The sequence below is a fragment of the Pseudogemmobacter sonorensis genome, assembly GCF_042762395.1.
Classification (GTDB): Bacteria; Pseudomonadota; Alphaproteobacteria; order Rhodobacterales; family Rhodobacteraceae; genus Pseudogemmobacter; species Pseudogemmobacter sonorensis.
This window is the reverse complement of sequence record NZ_JBEFZE010000011.1, coordinates 118,879-125,071: the sequence shown is the minus strand read 5'-3', so window position 1 is coordinate 125,071 and position 6,193 is coordinate 118,879. Positions and strand designations below refer to the sequence as shown.

The following is a 6,193-nucleotide window of genomic DNA, read 5'->3' as shown; positions in this document are numbered from 1 at the left end:
AGATTGAACCACGTCAGTCTTCCTGCACGACTCCAAAAAGAAAAATGTGAAGTCTAACCAATGCGTTAAACGCCGCGCAAGCTGAAAGCTCGAAAGTGCTTGACCTCACCACGCCGATTAGAGAAGGGCAACGCCCAAACCCTTCTGCTGAAACCTACAGCGCTGATCGCCTCAAGATGGAAACGCATCCATCAGGATGAAGGTCGCCTCCTACCGCTGATGGGCGTTGATGAGCGGGACCAGCCGCGTGAAATGCTCGGTGCCGCAATGGGCGTCCAAGGCTGCCCGATCCGGCCATTCCTCGATGAAGACGAAATGTCCGGGGTCTTTCTGGTCGATGAACAGGTCATAGGCGATGCAGAGGTCTTCCTGCCGGGTCTTTTCGACCAGTTCGCGGTAAAGCGGCAGAACGATCTCCACCGCTTCCGGCTTGATGAAATCCTTGGCGATGACCTTGAGCATGCGAATATCCTTCTTCTCGGAATCAGGTGTTGCCCGATCCTACGGGAAGTGCGAGCGTATTGACATTGTGGATACAACAATCCATATTTCGGCTATGGCAAAAACTCGTGTAACTCCTTCCGAACCCGTCCGTTCCGCTGCTGTCGCGGCGCGCGCTTCTGCGTCCGACGCCAAGGGCAGCATCAACCTGCGGATCGAGACCGTCACCCGCCAGCTCATCGACGATGCGGCGGCGGTGCTCGGCAAGACGCGCACCGAGTTCATGGTGGAAAGCGCGCGTCGGCAAGCCGTCGATGTGCTGCTCGACCAGCGCCTGTTCACGCTCGATCCCGAGCGCTACGACGCTTTCATGCAGGCGCTCGACAATCCGCCCGCGCCGGGACCGAAGCTCAAGGCCCTGCTGCGCCGGACCCCGGCATGGCAGAAATAGACGACGCGCTGGACCAGCCCGCACCGCGACTGTCGGCCCCCGTTCCCCTGACCGTCGAGCATGATCTATCGGCGTTCGATTGCGGTGAGCCGGTGCTGAACGACTGGCTGCGGCATCGGGCCTTGAAGAACGAAAGTCGGTTCTCGCGCACCTATGTCGTCTGCGCAGGAAATCGGGTTGTCGGCTATTTCTGCATATCGGCAGGGTCGGTTGACCGCGCAGCCGCGCCGGGCAAGGTGCGGCGCAATGCGCCCGACACGATTCCGGTTTCGGTTATCGGGCGGCTGGCCATCAGCCTCGACCATGCGGGCAAGGGCCTCGGCGCGGACCTGCTGTCGGACGCGCTGCGCCGGATCGCGCTGGCCTCGCAAAGCATCGGCATCGGCGCGGTTCTGGTTCAGGCCAAGGACGATGCGGCGAAGCGCTTTTATCTGCGCTGCGCAGAGTTCATCGAATATCCCGAGGATAGCCGGACGCTGTTCCTGCCCATCGAAACGGTGGTCGCGGGGTTCGGCTAGGGGCGCGTAGCGCCGCCGTCTATCTGGCGGGCTGGGCAACGCCGCTCGCCAGCCGCATCATGGCGGCGATGCCGACGAATCCACCCCCAACGATGCAGAAGATTTGCCGCCAGATTTCGGAGGGCACGGCCTCGCGCGTGATGCCATAGACCAGCGCATAGCCCGCAACGGCGGCGGGCGCGGCGAAGATCAGGGCGACGATCAGACGGATAACGGGTGAACGGATCGTCTCGAACAGCCCGGCCAGGATGCCGAACGCAACGCCAGCGGAGAACAGGCCGACCAGACCCGCGCCTATCAGGCCCGAGCCGGTCTGATAGGCGAACTGCGCAGCGGTCAACCCGACGAAGAAGGGCAGCGCGTAGATTGCGAGCGTATAGGCGAGGACGCAGAGAAGCGCGACCAGCGCAACGCTCATGAACATGACAGCGACCATGATCTTTCACCTTTGAGTTGCCGCACCGCCTTTCATGCAGTTGCCTGTCAGTGGCTGCATGTCTGGTATGGTGCCGATGCTTTTCCATCCTGTCGAGGTCATCCGGCCGCGCGGGGAAGCCGCGCGGCCGCGTTTTTTCCGGGTGGCAGGCCGGGACCGCTTGCGCGGTCCCGGCCTGCCGTTCATTCCGCCGCGACGGTGAACTGGTCATCGTTCTGCGGTTCCGGCACGGCCTCGACGGCGAGAGGCTGCGACTGCTCATCGGCCAGCCATGCGGACGGCTCGGTGCGCAGCACGGGCGGAAGCCAGCCGGTTCCGGCCAGCTTCTGCTCGGCGGCTTCGGCCATCTCCGGCTTCTTCTTACCCGCCATCTGCTCCGCTGCCTCGTCGCTAACGGCCTCCCGCACGGCGTCGAGGATATGGGCCTTGGTGACGCGCCCGAGATAGGCCCGGACGGTCGGTGTCCAGTGCGCCGTCATGTCGAGCGCAACCGCCGTCGCCAGCCTGTCCGCCGTTGCATGGGCATGGCGCTTGTTCTGCTCCCACGGCAGCTTGAGGGCGTTGACGGTCTGCGCGGCGCAATGGGCGAACAGCCCCATGACGCTGGCATGGTCCAGCCCGGCGATGAAACCCCAAAGGTCGGCCACGTCGCGCGGCATGTCCGCCGCCCATCCGGCATGACGATCAGCCAGCGCCTTCGCCGCTGCCATGTCCTCGATGCCGTCCGCATGCCCGCCAAGGCTGGCGCTGATCGGGCGGATTTCGAGGGCGTGAGCGTCCACGCCGCGATAGAAGGTCTGCGCGGCAAGCGCATGGGTGACGGCGATCAAGGCCATGTCCGGCTGCTCGCCAAGGGCGAGACGCAGGCCAATCGTCCTGTGGGCGGTCAGGTCGCGGATCAGAAGATCGGAAATCGGCTTGCCGTCTTCTTCTGCTTCCTCGTCCTCGGTGTCGAGCGCGGAAACGTGGTTCCCGTCCTCGTCATACTCGCCGTCTTCCCCGATGATCTCGCCATCGGCGTTGACGCGAACGCCGTCGATGACGGTGCCGCCATCCGCGCTTTCGGCTTCCTCCGGCTCCGGGGCTTCGTCCTCGGCGCGGATGAAACCGCGCTCGATCCGGGCTTCCCCGTCATGGTTCAGAACCACAAAAACGCCGCCGCGTCCGATCTCGTCGGGATCGTAGGCATGGCGCAGCCCGTCGATGCGCTCGATCTCGGCTTCAAGCTCCGCGAACCGCGTATCCACTTCGGACGGCAGGTCCACGTCCGAGTCCTGCCATTCCGCCGACAGGCGCTCAAGTTCCTCCTGCGCGGCGTCGTAGGCGGCTTCCTGTTGCTCGGAAAGCTCCACCGGCTGCGGATAGGTGCGGCGCATGCCGTGGGCGTGGGGCCAGTCGATATAGGCCGAAACCCACTTCCACGCTTCTGCCTCCTGAACGTCGGCGGCGATCCTTTCCAGCTTGTCCAGCGCAAGCCGGTCCAGCAGAGCGGCGTCCTCGTAGAAGCCGCCGCGATCCTCCGTGAACAGGTCACGGATGATGTTGCCGCCCGCCTCTATATAGGCTTCTGCGCCCACGAACACCGCCCGCCGATCCGAAGCCGCGACATTGCTCGCGGTCAGGTCGCGGCGGATGATCCACGGTTCCTTGTTGTGGGAAAGGTTCTCATAAACCTGCTCCTGCCGGTCGTGGTCGTCGGTGATGGCGAACGCCTGCAACTGGTCCATGGTCAGCCCGCCATCGCGGTAAACCTGAATGAGCTTGGGGCTGACGGCTCCAAGGCGAAGCCGCTGCTTCACGACATGGGCGGACTTGCCGAACCGGGCCGCGATTTCCTCCGCGCCCCATCCGCGATTTTCCGAAAGCTCGCGGAAGCGCTCGAACTCGTCGGCAGGGTGCAGGTTCTCGCGGTTGACGTTCTCGTCAAGGCTGATCTCCGCCGCGTCGTTCGCGGTGTCGATGACGCAGCGGATCGGCTCGGTCTTCTTGATCTCCTTGCGCTTGGCGCGCAGAAGCTGCGCCAGCCTGCGGCCTTCCCCGATGCTGACGAGATAGGAGCCGGTCGGCTGGCCGTCCGCGTCAAGTTCCGGCTCCACCACAAGGTTTTGCAGGATGCCCTTGGCGGCGATGCTCGCCGCCTTCCCCTCGATAGACGCTTCGCTATGCGGGGTCTTCCGGGCGTTCTTCGGATGCTTTTTCAGCTTGTTGAGCGGGATGAAAACCGTTTCGCCATGTTCGGGAACGGTCGTGGTCGTGGCATTGGTCGTCATGATCTTGATCCTTATGGGTCTGGGTTGGAGCGCAGCGCTGCGCTGCAACCCTGGCCGTCGCCGAGACCGGGGGGTGCAAGGCGCAAGGGCGGACGGGCGGAGGGGGATCACCCGGCCTGCACGAAGCGGATCGAAGTCATGACGAAGGTGCGAGAGCACGCATCCGCGCGGAAGGCTGGGGATACCGCCCGGCCGCCCTTGTGCCGCGCCAGGGGGCAGCGCCCCCAAGCAACCCGCCCAGCCAGAGCGAAGCGGAGGCCGGGCAGAAGAACCGGATCACGAATCGGTTGAAGTCGGTACTGTAAGTGTAGTTCTCGGTTTCATTGTTCGGTTCCCGCCAGCCGATGTGTATAGTCATGCCTACAACAACGGCATCAGCAGAGGAATCGAGGGTGGCAAAGCGAGTAAGCATCATCAACTTCAAAGGAGGCGTTGGCAAAACGACGCTCGCATTCCAACTTGCCGCTGGGCTTGTCCGCTACCACGCTCCTGCCAAAGTCCTTGTCGTGGACATGGATCACCAGAGTAGCCTTTCTATCGTGTGCCTTGGGCCGCAAGCGTGGAACGCTCGTGTATCAGCCGATAGAACGGTCAACGAGGTGTTTAAACCGTTCATAGGGCAGTCGCAAACGATGCCCGGCAAGGAGATTATATCGAACACGCAGCTTAATTCGCACTACTATGGGAATCTGAAAATCGTTCCGGCCAGCCTGCAACTCGACGATATTGAGATCGAGCTTACCGCTTCGCATCACGGTAATGCCATCCAATCTGAATGGAACAAGCGGACGCTTATGTGTCGCTGGCTTGAGGAATCTGGTGTCGATGGCGAGTTCGACTATATTATTTTCGATTGCCCGCCAGCGACGAAGATCGTCTCCCAAAATGCTATTGCCGCCAGCCACGGCTATATTATACCAGTCATTCCTGAAGCTGTTATGGAGCGTGGCGCTCCCCATTTATACAGTATGGTCAAAGTTGGGATTGATACGCGCCTGAAAGCGTTAGCGGCGATGGGGACCCCACGCGCGATGCATGTGCCCGATACGAAATTAGCGGGTGTGGCGATCACTCGAATTCAAACACATGGCCCCGCCGCTTCAGGCTATACTGACGATCACACGCAGCACTTGGCTTCCCTTCAACGCTACTGGAAAACAAGCCTCGTAAAACCTTATATCGAAGCCGGAACAGGCGTTTCGCAGGCGCTGGCGGAGGGTGTTCCAGTTTATGATCGCGCAAATAATCAGAACGTCGGCAACCGCGGATTTCATACGATGTATAAGAACTTGACCGATGCGCTCAAATTGAGGATTGACGCGCTATGAAAAGCAAGATTCTTACATCAAAATCTCGCCGAAAACAGATCACGTCTGCTGATGTAGGTCGATACCTGAAACATTTAGCTGCACTTCATCGCGACCCCTTGACTGGAAACGTTGCAATGAGCGATGCGCTGCAAGAGATAGCCTCGATACTGATCGCGGCGAAAGCCGTCCCTGCTGCTAAAGCTATCAATGAATTCATGGAGCAGAATAAGTTTGATTTTGAGGAAGAGTTAGATTTTCAATCACTTTCACTGGAGAAAGTTCGTGAGATATTGGCGCGGACAGACTTAACAAAGTCGGATCTGATCTCTGTTGGAACAGAGCGCTTTGGTATCGCCAAGTCGCGCATGGATCGTGTTTCCCGAGACGAAATCGTCAAAATGATCTCTTCTGCAGTTCAGCATGAAGAATCTCTTGCAATTATTTCCGAAGAGGCACAGAGACAGACCCGCACTTCTTAGAAGTATAGGATAGATCACGTATATAGGGTCTGTTTTGATTCTTGGCAGAATAAATCGTTGCTGGTGACTTCAGGCAGGGCGCCATCGCCACAGCCATATATAAAAGACATTTGGCCAATTAATATTCTCTAGTCGAAACATCGCCCCGCGCTCCACTGCGCGAGGCGATGTTGAGGCCAAGGCGACGGAATGAGTCGTCGCTACTACTGCCTCCGATGAAATTATGACGATGGGTTGGTTTTTTCTACCTTCGGAGCGATGAAGACATGCTCTGCCCCCGCAATCAGA

The 6,193-nt window shown here is 60.1% G+C and carries 7 protein-coding genes; 4 read left to right on the top strand and 3 right to left on the bottom strand.

Annotated elements, in window-relative coordinates; genetic code table 11:
* Window positions 1-210: 210 nt before the first annotated feature.
* Entirely contained in the window at window positions 211-462 is a 252-nt protein-coding gene (locus ABNX41_RS10785; protein WP_438669731.1) for a putative quinol monooxygenase, read from the bottom strand.
* Here ABNX41_RS10785 and ABNX41_RS10780 point away from each other — a divergent pair.
* Together ABNX41_RS10780 and ABNX41_RS10775 are read left to right on the top strand one after the other, a co-directional pair.
* Window positions 449-892 (top strand): type II toxin-antitoxin system TacA family antitoxin, encoded by a 444-nt coding sequence (locus ABNX41_RS10780; protein WP_438669730.1) that lies wholly within the window; start codon window positions 449-451, stop codon window positions 890-892. The genes ABNX41_RS10785 and ABNX41_RS10780 overlap by 14 nt on opposite strands.
* A complete protein-coding gene (locus ABNX41_RS10775; protein ID WP_438669729.1) occupies window positions 880-1,410 on the top strand; it encodes a GNAT family N-acetyltransferase in 531 nt (176 codons plus the stop codon). Before ABNX41_RS10780 ends, ABNX41_RS10775 begins: the two co-directional genes overlap by 13 nt.
* 19 nt (window positions 1,411-1,429) lie before the next feature.
* Here ABNX41_RS10775 and ABNX41_RS10770 read toward each other — a convergent pair whose 3' ends face one another.
* The gene (locus tag ABNX41_RS10770; RefSeq protein ID WP_438669728.1) at window positions 1,430-1,846 is read right to left on the bottom strand and encodes a hypothetical protein; all 417 of its coding nucleotides are present in this window, start codon (window positions 1,844-1,846) and stop codon (window positions 1,430-1,432) included.
* Between the two features lie 182 nt (window positions 1,847-2,028).
* Window positions 2,029-4,116 carry a ParB/RepB/Spo0J family partition protein gene (locus ABNX41_RS10765; RefSeq protein WP_438669727.1) on the bottom strand — a complete coding sequence of 696 codons (2,088 nt, stop codon included), beginning with the start codon at window positions 4,114-4,116 and terminating at the stop codon, window positions 2,029-2,031.
* Between the two features lie 392 nt (window positions 4,117-4,508).
* Between ABNX41_RS10765 and ABNX41_RS10760 the strand changes: the two genes are divergently transcribed.
* Together ABNX41_RS10760 and ABNX41_RS10755 are read left to right on the top strand one after the other, a co-directional pair.
* Window positions 4,509-5,444, top strand: a complete 936-nt coding sequence (locus tag ABNX41_RS10760; RefSeq protein ID WP_438669726.1) for a ParA family protein — start codon at window positions 4,509-4,511, stop codon at window positions 5,442-5,444.
* Entirely contained in the window at window positions 5,441-5,905 is a 465-nt protein-coding gene (locus tag ABNX41_RS10755) for a hypothetical protein (protein WP_438669725.1), read from the top strand. The genes ABNX41_RS10760 and ABNX41_RS10755 overlap by 4 nt, the downstream gene beginning before the upstream one ends.
* The last annotated feature ends 288 nt before the right edge of the window (window positions 5,906-6,193 follow it).

Bases quoted from the DNA above. Each gene is read 5' to 3' on its own strand.
- ABNX41_RS10765 (WP_438669727.1), bottom strand. From the start codon at position 4,116: ATGACGACCAATGCCACGACCACGACCGTTCCCGAACATGGCGAAACG.
- ABNX41_RS10785 (WP_438669731.1), bottom strand. From the start codon at position 462: ATGCTCAAGGTCATCGCCAAGGATTTCATCAAGCCGGAAGCGGTGGAG.
- ABNX41_RS10775 (WP_438669729.1), top strand. From the start codon at position 880: ATGGCAGAAATAGACGACGCGCTGGACCAGCCCGCACCGCGACTGTCG.
- ABNX41_RS10755 (WP_438669725.1), top strand. From the start codon at position 5,441: ATGAAAAGCAAGATTCTTACATCAAAATCTCGCCGAAAACAGATCACG.
- ABNX41_RS10780 (WP_438669730.1), top strand. From the start codon at position 449: ATGACCTTGAGCATGCGAATATCCTTCTTCTCGGAATCAGGTGTTGCC.
- ABNX41_RS10770 (WP_438669728.1), bottom strand. From the start codon at position 1,846: ATGGTCGCTGTCATGTTCATGAGCGTTGCGCTGGTCGCGCTTCTCTGC.